Here is a 14,726-nt window from a genome sequence, read left to right as displayed (position 1 = left end):
CCCATGTCACGCGAGTCGTACCAGCAACAACTGGACGAACTTCGGAAGGACGTGGTCGCGATGGGCGAACTCGTCGTCGAGCGTCTCGATGCAGCGCTTACCGCGCTACGGTCCGCCGATGAAGACCTGGCGCAGTCGGTCATCAACGGCGACGACGAGGTCAACGAACTGTATCTGGCCCTCGAAGCCGACTGTATTGACCTGTTTGCCCTCCAGCAACCGGTCGCGACGGACCTCCGATTCGTCGCGGCCTCGTTCAAGATTATCACCGATCTCGAACGCGTCGCGGACCTCGCGACGAACCTCGCCGAGTACGCCCTGTCGGCCGACCGTCGACTCGCCCCGGATGTCGACGTCGACACGATCGGCCGCGAAGCCACTGAGATGGTCGAGCGCAGTATCGACGCCTATCGGCGGGAAGCTATCGAGGAGTGCCGTGCTATCGCTGCTGACGACGATGCGCTCGACACGCTCTGTCAGCGGGCCAGCGAAACCGTCGCCCGGGACCTCATCGAACGAGAGGCCAACGGCGACGACGGCTGGGCGGTCGAGCAGCTGCTCGACGACGTGTCCCGACTCCTGTTGACGGTCCGGGACCTCGAACGAGTCGGTGACCACGCTGTCAACATCGCGGCACGCACCCTGTATATGGTCGAAACTGATTCGGAACTCATCTATTAACCATGGAAACCCGAAAGGTACAGACCGTCGGCGGCGGCACGTACACCGTTTCGCTACCGAAAGAGTGGGCCGAATCGGAGAACTGTACGGCCGGGACGACGGTGAACCTCCACACACACATCGACGGGCTGCTTGTGATTCAGACCCCGGAGTCCCGGACCGCACCGCGGAACCACGTCACACTGGAAGCCGGAAACGACGACCCGGCGGAGATAGAACAGCTGCTTCGGGCCGCTTACGCCGCCGGTGTCGAGTCCGTCGTCCTCGAAGCTCCCGACAGCTTCACTGACAAACAACACCGGGCGATCGAACGCGTCACTCGAAACTTGACCGGCGTGACTGTCGCCGAGGAGACCGAATCACAGGTGACGGTCCAGACACTGCTCGACGCCAGAGAGGTGTCGGTCAGACAGTCGGTCCGTCAGCTCCAGTTCGTCGCGCTGTCGATGCACCGGGACGCGATGGCTGCGCTCACGACCGGGACGGCCGGCGACCGCTGGGCCGACCGGGACGATCAGGCCGACCGGCTGTACGCCATGATCGACCGCTATTTCGAGCGGAGTCTGGGTCGCCTCGACGAGATCGACGCACTCGGCCTGACGCGCCCGGAACTGTTCACTCTCTGGGGGACTGCGAACGACCTCGAACGCGTGGCCGATCACGCAGAGCGCATCGGAACGGTCGCCGACCAACTCAACGGCCAGCCCGACGGACCCATTGTCACGGCCCTCGCTGACATTGCACAGGATATCCACACCATCGTCAAAGACGCAGTCAGCGTCATCATCGGCGACGCCTGCGTCGACACCGCCCGACAGACACTGGCCACGCGCCGGGATGTCCGAGAGCGGATAACCAGTCTCGACCGACAGCTGTTCGAGGCCGGTGACGCCGACTACCGGCTCACGCGCGCTCTCGATAGCCTCGCCAGAACAGCGGAACACGGCGGTAACATCGCCGAGTTCGGGCTTCGGATGGCCGTCCGCGACGGCGCGCTCACGGCTGACAAAGCCGACACTGACGAGGCAAACACGCCGAGTTCGACAGCCGAAACGGAGTCCTGACGAACGCACAGCACACAAGGGCCATCGGTTCCGAGACCCGCTATGGTCGACTGGGACGTGTACCTCGTCACGCAGGCATCGCTCTCGGCGGATCGGACAACCGACGAAATCGTTGCGGAGGCGATCGACGGCGGCGTCGGCGTCGTCCAGCTTCGCGAAAAGGATCGGACCGCACGCGAACGCTACGAACTCGGTCTGGAACTGCGGGAACTGACCCGCGAGGCCGGCGTCACGTTCGTCGTCAACGACCGCGTGGACATCGCCCAGGCACTCGACGCCGACGGGGTCCACCTCGGCGACGACGACCTTCCAGTTCCCGTTGCGCGGGAGCTTCTGGGAGACGACGCGCTCATCGGGCGCTCGGTCTCGACTGTCGAAGACGCTCGGGAAGCGGCGGCGGCCGGTGCGGACTACCTCGGTGTCGGCGCGGTGTTTGCCACTGGCTCGAAAGACGATATCGACGACGACGAGTACGCCGTCGGCACCGACCGCGTCGCTGCTATCGCCGAGGCAGTAGACATCCCCTTTGTCGGCATCGGTGGCATCACGACCGAGAACGCCACCGAAGTCGTCGAAGCCGGAGCCGGCGGTGTGGCTGTTATCACAGCAATTACGCGGGCTGACGACCCGGCGGCGGCGGCTGAAGCATTGCAACACGCAGTCGAACGCAGTCAGTAGCACCGGCAGCCGTCGACGACTTGCATTCCAACGTACCTGTGGGAGGGCAACGAGACGACTCCCGAGACAGTACAGCAGTCAGCCCACGATGAAGTCGGGTGCAACGACGGACACAACGACGAGACAGAGGAGCACAAGAATCGCGACGGAGCGAAGGACACCAGCCGTTTGCCGCCGCCGCTCCGGCAGTGCTTCGGCGATGCCGGCTATTCCGGTCCCGAGTACCATGACGAGCAGCCAACCACCGGAAGACCCACCCACAACCCGGCCATAGATATACAGACCGGCGAAAATGAGCGTGCCGGCGGCGTGGACGAGTGAAATTGGGCGTCCGGACGGTTTGCTGAAGATCGTCTCACTAATACTGGAGGGCATCGCCGACACATTACCACCGAGAAATGATAAGCTCACTGGCACATGGTTGAGAGACCCGAGCTGGTCTCAGTAGTGAGCGATCTGCTTCACTGTCGGTGAGTGTCTGACCCGCTGTGTGACACTCGCAGCGGGAGGCTACCGACTGTTCACTCGATGCCCATAGCCCGCTGATTACGACGCCCTCCGGCTACGCCGACTGCTGCAGTTTCTCGCGCAACTGTCGCTCGTCGACGTGGTATTTGAATGCCGGCGACTCGTCGACGAGGACATACGGGACGCGCTCGCCGTACTCCTCGCGGAGGTTGGGGTCTTCGTCGACGTCGACGAGGTCCAGCGCGATGGTGAGTCCCTCGTCGTCGGCGACTCGCTCAATTGTCTCGATGGCTTCCTCACAGAGATGGCAGTTCTCGCGCGTGTAGACGGTGATCGACACGTCGCTCATCACTGGAACACGGGGGCGACGGCATAAGACTCTCACTCTCCCACCGGCGATGGGTTTCAGTGTCTCGCGCCCGTAACCGTGCCAATGACAGGCTGGACTATCGAAGACATGCCCCCGCTGACGGACCGGACCGTGGTTGTGACTGGCGCGAACAGCGGGCTGGGACTCGAAGGCTCGAAAGCGTTCGCTCGCAGGGGCGCAACGGTGGTGATGGCCTGCCGGAGCGTCGAACGCGGTGAGTCGGCCGCTGCGGAGATCCGCGAGGCCGTTCCGAACGCGACGCTCGATGTCCGGGAGTGTGACTTGGCCGACCTGTCGAACATCGCGTCGTTCGCCGACGCCCTCCGGGACGACTACGACGCCGTCGACATTCTCTGTAACAACGCCGGCGTCATGGCGATTCCCCGGAGCGAGACGGTCGACGGCTTCGAGACGCAGTTCGGCGTCAACCATCTGGGCCACTTCGCCCTGACTGGGCACCTGCTGGACCTGCTCGGGGCCGCCGATAGTGAATCCCGAATCGTCACGCAGTCCAGCGGCGCACACGAGATGGGCGAGATCGACTTCGATGACCTCCAGCGCGAGCGCTCCTACGGGAAATGGTCGGCGTATGGCCAGAGCAAGCTCGCCAATCTGCTCTTTGCCTACGAACTGCAGCGCCGGCTTGGCAACCACGGCTGGGACGACGTGCTAAGCGTCGCCTGTCATCCCGGCTACGCCGACACCGACCTCCAGTTCCGCGGGCCGCGGGAGATGGGGTCGACGCTGCGAACCGCGGCCATGGGCGTTGCCAACGCCGTGCTCGCCCAGTCCGCCGAACAGGGCGCGCTGCCGATGCTGTACGCCGCCACCGCCGAGGATGTCATCGGCGGGGAGTACGTCGGGCCCGGCGGACTGTTCGACATGCGTGGCCCGCCCGAGTTCCAGCAGTCCAACGACGCCTCGCGTGACGAGGAGACCGCCGAGCGGCTCTGGGAAGTCTCGACTGACCTCACCGGCGTCGAGTACGACTTCGGGAGCACCTGAGAACAGCCGACAGCGCTGCTGCGACGCGAGCGGGACCGGCAATCCCCACTTTTTCACCGGCGGAACGTGAACTTCGCCGGCACATGCAACCAGTCGAAATCGCGGTCAGGCTGCTTGCAGGACTCGCCCTGATCCTCGCGAACGGCTTCTTCGTCGCCATCGAGTTCGCGCTGACGAGAGCCAGACAGTACACCGAATCGGAGTTCGACGAGCCCGGCCTCCGGCGCGCCTGGGAGATGACCGACGATCTGGAGATCTATCTCACCAGTTGTCAGGTCGGTATCACCGCCTCCAGCATCGCCGTCGGTATCATCGCGGAACCGGCGCTTGCGGCCATCTTCGAGCCGTACTTCGAGTCATCGGTCCTGGCCGGCGTCGGTCTCGGCGGTGCTATTGCGTTCCTCCTCATCAACCTCGTCCACCTGACTCACGGCGAGCAGACGCCGACGTATCTCGGCGTCGAGCGCGCGAAGTTCGTCTGCCGATACGGTGCGACACCGCTGTACTACTTTGCCAGGCTCATCTCGCCGATTATCGCCGTCGGTGACGGGGTCGCAAAGTGGACGCTGGGCCTGTTCGGCGTCGAGATGTCCGGCGCGTGGCTCGAAACCGAAGTCGATACCATCGAGTCCCGCGCAGAACTGCGCACCGAACTCGGCTCCGTCCTCGACCGCGGCGACGTGTCCGATGAACGCCGCGAGGAAGTCCTCTCCGCGTTCCGCGTCGGTGACCGCGAAGTCAGCGAGGTGATGGTCCCCCGGGAAGACATCGTTGCGCTGTCGCCTACCGATGACGACGCGACCAACGCCAAGCGGATCGCCGAGACGCCCCACACCCGCTATCCGCTCGTCGGCGAGACGCTCGAAGACTTCCTCGGCATCGTCTACATCCCCGCGCTCGTCGACGAGCGTGAGGAGCAGGCCGGTGACGGTGGTCTGCTTGACCGCATCGACCTCGAAGCCGTCGCCTCGCCGCCGATGACGATGTCGCCGGACACGACCGTCAGTGACGCCATCGACCAGTTCCAGACCGAGCGCCAGGAACTCGCGTTCGTCCTTGCGGACGGCGAGGTCGTCGGGCTGGTGACGGTCACAGACCTGCTCGAAGAGGTCGTCGGCGACATTCAGGACCCGATGGACGCCGAGGCCGGCGTCGCCTGACGCTGAAGACATTTGCGGGTCGATGATACCGAGTCCTGAGGCGGCTATCGCGGCGGCGTGTAGAAGTTGACCGTCTCCAGTGGCTCGGTCCCGTCGTTTTCGATGCTGTGGCGTTCGCCGGCCTCGATGCGGACGAGGTCGCTGGCGTCGATCCGGTGGGTCTCGCCATCGACTGTGACGATACGGTTCCGCTGACCACGAACAGCCACTGGTCGCTGTCAGCGTGGTAGTTCTCCGGCCCGCCGACGGACCGGCCGGGCTCGACAGTCATCTCCGCAGCCTGTGCCTCGTCGGACTCTATGGCGACCTCGAAGTAGCGGTCGAAACCGAGCTGCGCCTGCTCCATACGTTTCCGTCCGTCTGTACGGCCGAGTCGCTTTTGGGAGAGCGCACAGCAGGGACTCACTCACCGCTGGTGAGCCGCCCGACCCGCCCGGTGAGTCGGGCTGCGAGCCCCTCGAAATGGGCGGTACTCCAGCCCGCGACGATGAGTGCGCCGACTGTATTGAACACGAGGTCGTTCACGATGTCACTCGTTCCGTGCTGGGCGAGGACCGCCTCGCCGCCGATCATCGACGCAACGCCGCCGCTGGCAAATTCTAGAATCTCCCAGCCGACCCCCACCGCGAGGACGAACAGGACGACGAAGGTTGCGCGGAACTCCCTGTTGAAATCAACCGCCCCGGAGTAGCGTTCGACTGCCCGTGCGATCGCGTATCCCACGCCGGCCACGAGCGATGCCGAGACGGCGTGGGCCAAACTGTCATACCAGCCAAACGCCTCGTACAGTTCGAACGCGCCGGCCGCGTGCAGCGTCGACGCCACTGTGATCCACAGCACGAGACCAGTGTTCATCGCGTAGCCGTACTCCCGGCGGAACAGCGCCGGCAGGAACGTTATCATCAGCGGGCCGCCGCTGTTGACGAACAGCGTCACATTGCCCTGCGCGAGTGCGAATACGGCTATCCCACCGAGGATAGCCTGTAGCGCCCGGACCGCGAGACGATGGCGCTGATCGTCTCCGGGAAGAGACGCTCCCGGTTGGTCAACTGCCGAGAGATCCGGGTCAGAGACGCGCAACCGGGCGATGCGTGCTGACCGCTCGAAGTACAGTTCGAACACGACGCCGGCGACGATACCGGCGGCCGTCGCAGTGACGAGATCCCACATTAGCTCTGTCTGCCCATTGAGAAACGTGGTTCCCAGTAGCGTGTCGGTCGCATAGGTACCGACCGCCCAGACACCCGCGACGGCCATCGTCACGATGACGACGAACACCGTTGCGAACCGCGGCGTCATCGCCAGCGAAGTACACGCATCGAGGACGACGGCCAGCAACAGTGCGACCCCGGCGACTACGAGGAACGGGGTGACCTGCGGGAAGCTACCGAACGCCCGAACGAGTACTGGCACCGCGACCAGTCCGAGCAACTCCGCCGGGACCGTCGTTTCGAGGTCTCGCGTGGCGAGGGGAACCGTGACCGCGATAGCGACGAGGAGTGCCGTGAGTACCGCCCAATCGAATTCGCCACCGGCCGCGAACCGTCCGACGCCACCCATGAGAATTCCCGTTACCGCCCATGCGCCGAGCGCGTCGAGCTGGTGGGAACCGATCAGAGACTGTAGCGAACCCATCACTGTGGATACGCCACGAGCCGTAATCAAAGCACGGCGGTTTCCTGATACTCTTCCGGAGTTGCTTGCCTTTGTGACCGCTGTCACGCGACTGACCGACGGCTGTCTGACGAGGATATATTTCTCTGGCCGTCTAACTCCCTGTAATCAATGGACGAAGCGTTTCTGGACCTCGAATCGATCGAGGTCGAACTGGACGAGGAGTTGCTCGACGCGATCGACGACAAGGCGTTCGCCGACCACCGCGACAACCGGGATGCCGCGATCCGCGACCTGCTTGACGAGTGGCTGAAACAGCGTGCTGCTGAGGATGCTGACGAGAGTGACTGAGCGGGGCCGCGGTCGCCTGTGTGACTGCCTACTGGAGGGCCACGGTCGCGCCTAACTCGGGCGCTGTCGCGTCGTAGCCATCCTCGCGAAGCGTAGTTGCAAACGCTTCACAGCGGTCGCCGTGGTTCACGAGTACTGGCGTGTCGCGGTAGCTATCGAGGAACGCCAACAGCCCGTCTCGGTCGGCGTGTGCCGAAAAGTCGTACTGCTCGACCCGTGCGCTGACCGGCATAATCTGGCCGTCGATCTCGGCACTGCCCGTCTCTAGCAGGTCCCGACCCGGCGTTCCTTCGACCTGATATCCGGTCATCGTGATCTTGTTCATCGGATTGCCGCGGATTTCCGGGATGTACGTCATCGCCGGGCCGCCCGAGAGCATCCCGCTGGTGGTGACGATTGCCGCCTTCTGGTCGGTGATGCGCTTGCGCTGGCCGTCTTTGCCCGTGACGAACCGTGCGTGAGACTTCGCCCGCCGGAGCGCGTCCGCGTCCCGAACGAACTCGGGATACTGCCCGAGCATCTCGGTCACTTGCTTCCCCATCCCGTCGACGTAACACGGGATGTCGTGTGCCTCACAGACGAGCAGCATCTCCTGCGTTCGCCCGATAGCGAAGGCGGGTACGACGACGGTGCCGCCCTCCCAGAGCGTCGTCTCGACGCTTTCGACGAACCGCTCCTCAACTGTCTCTCGGGGTTCGTGGTCGACGTCGGCGTAGGTACTCTCACAGATAACCGCATCCGCGTTCGGACGGGCCGTCGTCCCGGCCACGAGGCGCTGGTCGTCGGTGTGGAAATCGCCCGTGTACAGCAGTCGGGTGTCGCCGTCGTCGACGAGGACGTGTGCACTTCCCGGGATGTGGCCGGCGTTGTAGAAGGTGACCTCGTAGCCGGCGGCTTCGAAGGACTCGCGGTAGCCGTGGGTCTCTGACACCTGCGTAACTCGCTTGACGTTCGTCTCGGTAAAGGGACAGTTGACCGTCCCCCCATGGAGCTTGAGTGTGTCACGCGCGAGCGTCATCGCCAGTTCGTACGTCGGCGGCGTCCAGTGGATCGGCGGCCGCGCATCGCCCGACACCAGCGCCGGGATGGTCCCGACGTGGTCGAGATGGCCGTGCGAGACGACGACGGCGTCCGGCGACGGCGTCCGCACCGGGAACTGTGGCGGCGAGTCGGTCAACATCCCGAAATCCAGCAGCAGCGACTCGTCGATGAGAACGGCGCTCCGCCCGATCTCACCCGCCCCGCCGAGAAACTGCACATCCATTATCGGGATGGACGCGTCGTGCCCGTTTCCGTTCGTCGGTTCTGACTGAACCGTGTCGCCGGCCGCTGGACAGACAGAATACATTTGAACCAGAACATGACGATATCTGGACGTTCAGTGGCTATGAATCGTCAGGGCGTTGCTTTCGGCTACAGTATTGTGTACAGATAACACATCGATTGAGCAGTGTTATCACGCTAGCATAAACAATTATTATACTCGGGGCTCATTATCCACCTGTCATGGCGACACGCCAGCAACCCCCGACGACGTACCACACGTGCAGTTGCGGTGAGGAGTTCGACACGACGGAGGAACTCCTTGAACACGCACGAGAGGCACACGGGCTTAGCGTACACTGACTGGCGTCGCGCCGTTTTTCGCACACAGAAATCCCCGACAGCGACAGTCAAGACGTTTTGTCGATGTCCTGTCGCACGCTGAACCGCGCGTAGCCGCCGTGTGAGAGGTCAAGTGCACCCAGCCACCAGTTCCATCGCTCGGCGAGTTGATAGTCCTCGGGCGCGTCCGCGAGGTTGTCGACGACATCTTCAACGGTCAGTTCCGCCCCGAAGTCGGTCACGAACTGGTCCGACTCCGAGAGGTCCCGCGCCTGTCTGGCGACGACCGTGACGATATCCGGGTCGGCGTCGAAGGCGTCGCGGAGTTCCCGTTCGAGTTCCGTTCGGTCCACACCCGGGTGTAGGACCCGCATCTGACTTGAATGTACGGTTGGGAACACTGCTGTCTTTTCCGACTGAAAGAGAGCCGTTCGGAACGTGTCACTCTCTCGGCTACGGGCGTTGTCACTCACCGAACAGCGCCACAAAAATTCGAAAGTAGGTCTCCGATTTTGCGCCGTCGCTTACTCGGCTTTGCTCTGCTTCACGGGTCGCCTCACGGGCTCCCCGTTCCGCTACGAAGCGAACTCCTTCGCTTCGCTTAGTCGTCCGCTTCGCCCTTCTCAATAGGCGCACCAACCAGATTGCCCCATTCGGTCCAGGAGCCGTCGTAGTTGATGGTGTCGTCGTAGCCCAGCAGTTCGTGCAGGGCGAACCAGGCGACAGAGGAGCGCTCACCGATGCGGCAGTAGGCGACCGTCGTGGAGTCGCCGTCGATGCCGTACTCGGCGTAGAGTTCTTCGAGTTCGTCGTAGTCTTTGAACGTCCCGTCGTCGTTGGTGACGGCCGCCCAGGAGATGTTCTGTGCGCCGGGGATGTGGCCGCCGCGCTGCGCGGTCTCCTGGAGTCCAGGGGGTGCGAGGATCTCGCCGGAGTACTCCTCGGGCGAGCGAACGTCGACGAGCGGCAGTTCGCGCTCAATGGCGTTCTCGACGTCCTCTCGGTAGGCGCGGATGGACTCGCGCGGGCCGGAGGCTTCGTAGTCGACCGCGGAGAACTCGGGCTCTTCGTCGGTGAGTTCGTAGTCGTTCTCGACCCAGTACTCGCGGCCGCCGTCGAGCAGCTTCACGTCGTCGTGGCCGTAGTACTTGAACTGCCAATATGTGTACGCGGCGAACCAGTTCGAGTTGTCACCGTAGAGGACGACTGTCGAGTCCTCGCTGATGCCGTGTGACCCGAGCAGGTCCTCGAAGTCCTCCTTGTCGAGGATGTCACGGGTGGTCTGGTCCTGGAGTTGCGTCTCCCAGTTGAAGCCGATCGCGCCGGGCGCGTGGCTCTCGTCGTACAGTTCCGTGTCGACGTCCACCTCTACCAGTCGGTGGGCGGGGTCGTCGCTCTGGAACTCGTCCAGGTGCTCGCTGACCCAGTCGGCCGAGACGAGCACGTCGTTAGCGTAGTCAGTCATAATGCATCGAAGCGTAAGTCTACCAGACATATATTACTACGACTTTCGGCATGTTCGGCCACTCATCCACCGTGCCGGCAGATATTGCTTCTACTGGGATATGTCGCTGTCCACTACGTTCGCCGCCCAGCGGACAGGGGCCATGGCGTTCCATGTCCGGATATGAATCAGGCCGCGCTCTCGCGAGAGGCGGCAGCATTTGCAGCCACCTTCGACCGGCTGTGATGGGAGTTTTCAAGCGGACGGAGCGGTTACGCGTGGACGATGACTGATTTCGTCTCTGCGGAGTGGGTGTCGAGTCGGGGCGACGACCTTCGGGTGGTCGACGTGCGAGACGCTTGGGAGTACGACGGCCTCGGACACCTCCCGAGCGCGGTGAACGTACCCTTCGATTCGTTCCGGGCGGACGAACACGGCGCGGAGTCCGATGCCGGTGAGGGGATGCCCCCCGACGAAGACGACTGGGCGAAGCTACTCTCAGAGGCCGGCATTACGCCGGAAAGCGATATCGTCGCGTACGACGACCACCACGGCGTCTTCGCCGCACGGTTTCTGGTCACTGCGGAACTGTTCGGCCACGACCCCGACCGGCTACATCTCCTCGACGGCGACTTCTCCAGTTGGCAACTCGAACGGGAGACGACGAGCGAGACGCCGACCGTCGAGCCGACCAACTACGAGGTGACGCGACCCGACTCGACGCCGCTGGTCGGCCCGGATGCGGTTGCTGATGCCGCGGACGACCCTGACGCGGTGCTGGTCGACACACGCGAGGACGAGGAGTACGACGCAGGCCACATTCCCGGTGCAGTCCTGCTGGACTGGCGGGACCTCGTCGACGACGAGACGCGGGGACTGCTTCCGCAAGACGAAGCACGATCGGTTCTTGAACGCGCGGGCATCGTCCCGGACAAACGCATCGTCCTCTACTGTAACACCGCCCGTCGAATCAGCCACACCTACGTCGTCTTGCGCCACCTGGGCTTCGAGCAGGTGGATTTCTACGAGGGGAGCCTCACCGAATGGGAGGCACAGGGGCGGCCGCTGGAGACCAACTGAGTCGGCGTCGCGGCCGCTGGCACAGCCACATTACGTCAGTTTCTGCTGGTCTCCCTGTCGCTCGCTCGTCAACAGCGACGACAGTTCGACCAACAGCGCGATGACGACTGGCCCGGCGATGAAGCCGATAACACCCAGGGTCAACACGCCGCCGGTGAATCCGACGAAGTAGAGGCTAGCTGGGAGGCCGGTCGTGTAGCGGGCGAGCTTCGGTCTGATGACCGCGTCGGGGAGGAAGCCGACGAAGACGAGGCCGAGCACGGTTACCAGTATCGCACCGGTGATGTTACCGTTGATGACATCCGTGACAGCGATGGTCAGGACGACGACGCTGGGGCCGACAACGGGGATGAACTGCAGGATTCCGGCGACCACTGCTAGCGCGAACGCGCCCTGATAGCCCAGTATCCAGAACACGAGCCACGCTACGACGAAGGTCCCGAACGCCGTCGCCGCCTGGAGAACGTAAATCGCGTACAGGGTTCCCCGGAGCCGCTGATGGAGTCGGTTGACGACCTCGTGATACGATGTCGGCACCGTCCGGTAGACGGCCTTTTTCGGGGCCTGTGGCTGCCAGAGCATCGCGTAGACGAGAATCGTAAACAGGACGGCTTTCAGCGCCAGGACGGGCGATTCTGCCGCGAGGTCGACTGCGAAATCCGTGAGTATCCGTCGTGCTGATATCAGCGTCGGCGCAATCTCGACCGGATAGCTAAACTCGCCGATATCGATGGTCACCATCGGCGGAAGTTGCTGAAAGAATGTAAACAGGTCACGGCGGCGCAGGTACAGCACGGCCCCGAGCGGGACGACGATGAGTGCCCCGCTGACGAAGGCGATACCTGTCGTCACGGCCGCCGAAAGCCGCTTGTTGAGCCCGTGGCGTCCGAGCCATTCCGAGACGGGGAACAGCACGTATGCGACCGTGATTGCGAAGAATATCGTCGATAGCACTCGCGCGAGCAGGACTGTCGTCAGACAGCCAGTGAGAACGAGCAAGCCCGCGAGGACGTAGGTTCGTCGGCGTGTTACCACGCCCGCCCTTTTCCAGCGGTCGGTAAAAACGTTACCTGCACACGATAGTTCGGTAACACGTCATCAGGACCGGGAGAACAGCGCTGCTAACTGCTCCCGGGAGAACAGCGTCGTCGGCCGGTCCATGTGGACGCCGATCTCGCCCTCGAAGGCTTTCATCCCGGCTTTCTGTATCGGCTCCGGCGCGGAGTAGCCGGCCCGCACCGCGTGGCCAAGGCGGATCTCCTGTCGGAGGTCGTCGCGCCACGCCCGCTCGTACTCGCCCAGCGTCGCCGGGTCCTCGGGATCGATTTCTCGTGCAGCGTGGTCAGCGGCGGTCATACCGTAGCGGATGCCGCCGCCGGTGAAGGGCTTGGTCTGGGCCGCAGCGTCGCCGATGAGGAACGACCGCCGGCCGGTGACTCGCTTCGGCGGGCCGATCGGGATGAGTCCCGAACAGCGGTGGTCGGTTTCGACGCCGTAGCCGTCGACGAACTCCTCAAAGCGACCCCGGGCGTCGTCGCCCGGCGGCACCGCCAATCCGTACTCGACGCCGGCCTCGCCCCGCGGGATACGCCAGGCGAAAAACCGTGGGACCGTGAGGTGGACATCGACGAAATCGCTGTGATCCACCTCGTCGCTGAACCCGAGGACGCCGTGCAGCAGTTCGTCGGGCTCCGGAAGGTCGAGTTCCCGCCGGACGCGGCTCTTCGGACCGTCACAGCCGGCGACCATCTTCGCCCGGTGTGTCTCGACGCCGTCGTCGCCACGTACTTCGACGGTGACGCCATCCCTGTCTTCGGTGACGCCGACGACCGAATGCTCCTCACGCACGTCCGCACCGGCGTCGCGGGCCACTTCCGCGAGGTGCTTGTCGAGGCCCACGCGGTCGATGACGTTCGAGATGACCTCGTCCTTGTAGAAGGGGTGGTCCTGGCTACCGGGACCGCCGGTGTGGAACCGCGCGCCGGAGATCTCGTTCTGAAACAGTTCGTCGCGGGCGTCCTCGGTGAACTCCCAGATATCTGTGCTCACGTGGCCCGAGCAGGCCAGTGGTTTGCCGATCTCCCCCTGTTCGAACACCACCACGTCGAGCCCCCGACTCGCCGCCTGGCGCGCGTACCGGGACCCAGCCGGACCCGCACCGACCACCACAACATCGTGCATACACGTTCTCTCGGTGTCACGAACCAAATAGCTTCTCGATTCAGACGGACTGCTGTCCCTGTTTTCGGGACGACCGCCGGGTCAGCTACCCGCCGTGGGGACCCGTGGATGGTCCTGTCGCTCGGCCAGCCAGCCGCCGAAGCGGCCGGCCAGGCCACCGACCACCATCGGGACCACCAGCAGTAGTACGCCCACTACCAGTGCCATGCCGACACCGACGACCCGGAACCACAGCGGGTTCGGAATCGTCGGGATAGCGACCACCAGCTCTTTCAGCGACCAGAGCGCTGGAATACCGCCGATGAGTCCGACTCTGACTCCGGCGGCAGTCCCTGTCCCGCCGTGGCGTTTGACCAGATATCCTGCGATGACGCCACCGAGGAAGAGCCCCTGAAATGTGATATCCGATCCTGACCGCAACACGTCTACGAGCGTGAACGCTGCGGGGACAAGGCCGCCGATGAGGGCACACTTCCACGTCTTCGATAGCTTGAATTGGAGGGGCATAGCCGGATGGTTGACCGCCGAAATGAAAAATCACATCCCTGATGATACAAACTGCCGGCAGCGTCCGTTGCGCCACCGGTCCAAGCAGGGCGTATTTGTCGGTGTAGCCCCTGTTACCGCCTATGGCAGAGTATCAGCCCGGGGTGTGTAACATCGGAGCGAACCAACGCCGCGCCCGCCGACTGTCGGCCATTGCTTCATTCGCGGTCGCCATCGGTGTCGCCCTCGCCGTTGCAGTGGGTGCGGTCCCCGACCTGTCGCTGTGGGCGACTATCCCCTCCGTTTTCGGGGGGTACGTCGGCGCGTTTCAGGACTACTTCCGATTCTGTGTCGCCTTCGGTGCGCTGGCCCGCTACGACCTCTCGGGGTCCGGCGGTTCCAGCGGGCGCGTCGACGCCAGCGAGGCCGTCCGCGCCGATCGGCGAAAAGCGGCGAAGATTCTCCTGCTTGCGACCGCCGCGACGGCGGTGACGACCGGCCTCGGGTACGCGGCCGTCACCATCCTGTGATCGGTTACC

The 14,726-nt window shown here is 63.8% G+C and carries 17 protein-coding genes and 1 pseudogene; 8 read left to right on the top strand and 10 right to left on the bottom strand.

The genetic code is table 11. From position 1 onward, the window contains the following. The first annotated feature begins 3 nt into the window (after nucleotides 1–3). Genes phoU through thiE form a run of 3 tightly spaced genes read left to right on the top strand, consistent with a single transcriptional unit; the run spans nucleotide 4 to nucleotide 2,423 of the window. Nucleotides 4–681, top strand: coding sequence for a phosphate signaling complex protein PhoU (gene phoU, locus IEY38_RS02155; protein WP_188974965.1), 678 nt, complete (start codon nucleotides 4–6; stop codon nucleotides 679–681). A 2-nt stretch (nucleotides 682–683) separates the two neighbouring features. Next, the gene (locus IEY38_RS02150) at nucleotides 684–1,745 is read left to right on the top strand and encodes a phosphate uptake regulator PhoU (protein ID WP_188974963.1); all 1,062 of its coding nucleotides are present in this window, start codon (nucleotides 684–686) and stop codon (nucleotides 1,743–1,745) included. Between the two features lie 42 nt (nucleotides 1,746–1,787). Beyond that, the gene (gene thiE / locus IEY38_RS02145) at nucleotides 1,788–2,423 is read left to right on the top strand and encodes a thiamine phosphate synthase (RefSeq protein WP_188974961.1); all 636 of its coding nucleotides are present in this window, start codon (nucleotides 1,788–1,790) and stop codon (nucleotides 2,421–2,423) included. 78 nt (nucleotides 2,424–2,501) lie between these two features. On the opposite strand, the gene IEY38_RS02140 is transcribed toward thiE, so the two are convergent. Beyond that, nucleotides 2,502–2,798 carry a hypothetical protein gene (locus IEY38_RS02140; protein ID WP_188974959.1) on the bottom strand — a complete coding sequence of 99 codons (297 nt, stop codon included), beginning with the start codon at nucleotides 2,796–2,798 and terminating at the stop codon, nucleotides 2,502–2,504. 187 nt (nucleotides 2,799–2,985) lie between these two features. Further along, on the bottom strand, nucleotides 2,986–3,240 hold the full coding sequence (locus IEY38_RS02135) for a glutaredoxin family protein (RefSeq protein ID WP_188974957.1): 255 nt from the start codon (nucleotides 3,238–3,240) through the stop codon (nucleotides 2,986–2,988). An 84-nt stretch (nucleotides 3,241–3,324) separates the two neighbouring features. Here IEY38_RS02135 and IEY38_RS02130 point away from each other — a divergent pair, with 84 nt between their 5' ends. Both IEY38_RS02130 and IEY38_RS02125 read left to right on the top strand, forming a co-directional pair. Further along, entirely contained in the window at nucleotides 3,325–4,266 is a 942-nt protein-coding gene (locus IEY38_RS02130) for an oxidoreductase (RefSeq protein ID WP_188974955.1), read from the top strand. Between the two features lie 83 nt (nucleotides 4,267–4,349). After that, nucleotides 4,350–5,426 carry a CNNM domain-containing protein gene (locus IEY38_RS02125; RefSeq protein ID WP_188974953.1) on the top strand — a complete coding sequence of 359 codons (1,077 nt, stop codon included), beginning with the start codon at nucleotides 4,350–4,352 and terminating at the stop codon, nucleotides 5,424–5,426. Between the two features lie 44 nt (nucleotides 5,427–5,470). Here IEY38_RS02125 and IEY38_RS21755 read toward each other — a convergent pair. Beyond that, nucleotides 5,471–5,772: pseudogene (locus IEY38_RS21755) on the bottom strand (cupin domain-containing protein). Nucleotides 5,773–5,828: 56 nt separating this feature from the next. Continuing rightward, nucleotides 5,829–7,061, bottom strand: a complete 1,233-nt coding sequence (locus IEY38_RS02115) for a hypothetical protein (protein WP_188974951.1) — start codon at nucleotides 7,059–7,061, stop codon at nucleotides 5,829–5,831. A 150-nt stretch (nucleotides 7,062–7,211) separates the two neighbouring features. Between IEY38_RS02115 and IEY38_RS02110 the strand changes: the two genes are divergently transcribed. Next, the gene (locus IEY38_RS02110; protein WP_170096999.1) at nucleotides 7,212–7,391 is read left to right on the top strand and encodes a ribbon-helix-helix protein, CopG family; all 180 of its coding nucleotides are present in this window, start codon (nucleotides 7,212–7,214) and stop codon (nucleotides 7,389–7,391) included. A 28-nt stretch (nucleotides 7,392–7,419) separates the two neighbouring features. On the opposite strand, the gene IEY38_RS02105 is transcribed toward IEY38_RS02110, so the two are convergent. From IEY38_RS02105 to IEY38_RS02095, 3 genes are all read right to left on the bottom strand, one after another. Then, nucleotides 7,420–8,655 (bottom strand): MBL fold metallo-hydrolase, encoded by a 1,236-nt coding sequence (locus IEY38_RS02105; protein ID WP_188976123.1) that lies wholly within the window; start codon nucleotides 8,653–8,655, stop codon nucleotides 7,420–7,422. A 409-nt stretch (nucleotides 8,656–9,064) separates the two neighbouring features. Beyond that, nucleotides 9,065–9,370: a hypothetical protein gene (locus IEY38_RS02100; RefSeq protein ID WP_188974949.1), complete on the bottom strand. Its 306-nt coding sequence runs from the start codon at nucleotides 9,368–9,370 to the stop codon at nucleotides 9,065–9,067. 227 nt (nucleotides 9,371–9,597) lie between these two features. After that, nucleotides 9,598–10,461, bottom strand: coding sequence for a sulfurtransferase (locus tag IEY38_RS02095; RefSeq protein ID WP_188974947.1), 864 nt, complete (start codon nucleotides 10,459–10,461; stop codon nucleotides 9,598–9,600). 264 nt (nucleotides 10,462–10,725) lie between these two features. On the opposite strand from IEY38_RS02095, the gene IEY38_RS02090 reads away from it, so the two are divergent. Further along, complete coding sequence (locus IEY38_RS02090) at nucleotides 10,726–11,520, top strand: sulfurtransferase (RefSeq protein WP_188974945.1); 795 nt, start codon at nucleotides 10,726–10,728, stop codon at nucleotides 11,518–11,520. A 30-nt stretch (nucleotides 11,521–11,550) separates the two neighbouring features. Here the strand turns inward: IEY38_RS02090 and IEY38_RS02085 are convergent, their stop codons facing one another. From IEY38_RS02085 to IEY38_RS02075, 3 genes are all read right to left on the bottom strand, one after another. Beyond that, nucleotides 11,551–12,555, bottom strand: coding sequence for an AI-2E family transporter (locus IEY38_RS02085; RefSeq protein ID WP_188974943.1), 1,005 nt, complete (start codon nucleotides 12,553–12,555; stop codon nucleotides 11,551–11,553). Between the two features lie 63 nt (nucleotides 12,556–12,618). Next, complete coding sequence (locus IEY38_RS02080; RefSeq protein WP_188974941.1) at nucleotides 12,619–13,701, bottom strand: geranylgeranyl reductase family protein; 1,083 nt, start codon at nucleotides 13,699–13,701, stop codon at nucleotides 12,619–12,621. An 81-nt stretch (nucleotides 13,702–13,782) separates the two neighbouring features. Then, nucleotides 13,783–14,208, bottom strand: a complete 426-nt coding sequence (locus IEY38_RS02075) for a DUF5518 domain-containing protein (RefSeq protein WP_188974939.1) — start codon at nucleotides 14,206–14,208, stop codon at nucleotides 13,783–13,785. Between the two features lie 122 nt (nucleotides 14,209–14,330). On the opposite strand from IEY38_RS02075, the gene IEY38_RS02070 reads away from it, so the two are divergent. Next, the gene (locus IEY38_RS02070) at nucleotides 14,331–14,717 is read left to right on the top strand and encodes a hypothetical protein (protein WP_188974937.1); all 387 of its coding nucleotides are present in this window, start codon (nucleotides 14,331–14,333) and stop codon (nucleotides 14,715–14,717) included. Nucleotides 14,718–14,726: the final 9 nt, after the last annotated feature.

It is taken from the genome of Haloarcula sebkhae, assembly GCF_014647415.1.
In the GTDB taxonomy this organism is placed as follows: Archaea; Halobacteriota; Halobacteria; order Halobacteriales; family Haloarculaceae; genus Haloarcula; species Haloarcula sebkhae.
Note: the sequence above shows the minus strand (reverse complement) of the source record. Positions and strands in the feature narration are given on the sequence as shown.

Coding starts and splice junctions, on each gene's coding strand:
- phoU (WP_188974965.1), top strand. CDS start 4: ATGTCACGCGAGTCGTACCAGCAACAACTGGACGAACTTCGGAAGGAC.
- IEY38_RS02150 (WP_188974963.1), top strand. CDS start 684: ATGGAAACCCGAAAGGTACAGACCGTCGGCGGCGGCACGTACACCGTT.
- thiE (WP_188974961.1), top strand. CDS start 1,788: ATGGTCGACTGGGACGTGTACCTCGTCACGCAGGCATCGCTCTCGGCG.
- IEY38_RS02140 (WP_188974959.1), bottom strand. CDS start 2,798: ATGCCCTCCAGTATTAGTGAGACGATCTTCAGCAAACCGTCCGGACGC.
- IEY38_RS02135 (WP_188974957.1), bottom strand. CDS start 3,240: ATGAGCGACGTGTCGATCACCGTCTACACGCGCGAGAACTGCCATCTC.
- IEY38_RS02130 (WP_188974955.1), top strand. CDS start 3,325: ATGACAGGCTGGACTATCGAAGACATGCCCCCGCTGACGGACCGGACC.
- IEY38_RS02125 (WP_188974953.1), top strand. CDS start 4,350: ATGCAACCAGTCGAAATCGCGGTCAGGCTGCTTGCAGGACTCGCCCTG.
- IEY38_RS02115 (WP_188974951.1), bottom strand. CDS start 7,061: ATGGGTTCGCTACAGTCTCTGATCGGTTCCCACCAGCTCGACGCGCTC.
- IEY38_RS02110 (WP_170096999.1), top strand. CDS start 7,212: ATGGACGAAGCGTTTCTGGACCTCGAATCGATCGAGGTCGAACTGGAC.
- IEY38_RS02105 (WP_188976123.1), bottom strand. CDS start 8,655: ATGGATGTGCAGTTTCTCGGCGGGGCGGGTGAGATCGGGCGGAGCGCC.
- IEY38_RS02100 (WP_188974949.1), bottom strand. CDS start 9,370: ATGCGGGTCCTACACCCGGGTGTGGACCGAACGGAACTCGAACGGGAA.
- IEY38_RS02095 (WP_188974947.1), bottom strand. CDS start 10,461: ATGACTGACTACGCTAACGACGTGCTCGTCTCGGCCGACTGGGTCAGC.
- IEY38_RS02090 (WP_188974945.1), top strand. CDS start 10,726: ATGACTGATTTCGTCTCTGCGGAGTGGGTGTCGAGTCGGGGCGACGAC.
- IEY38_RS02080 (WP_188974941.1), bottom strand. CDS start 13,701: ATGCACGATGTTGTGGTGGTCGGTGCGGGTCCGGCTGGGTCCCGGTAC.
- IEY38_RS02075 (WP_188974939.1), bottom strand. CDS start 14,208: ATGCCCCTCCAATTCAAGCTATCGAAGACGTGGAAGTGTGCCCTCATC.
- IEY38_RS02070 (WP_188974937.1), top strand. CDS start 14,331: ATGGCAGAGTATCAGCCCGGGGTGTGTAACATCGGAGCGAACCAACGC.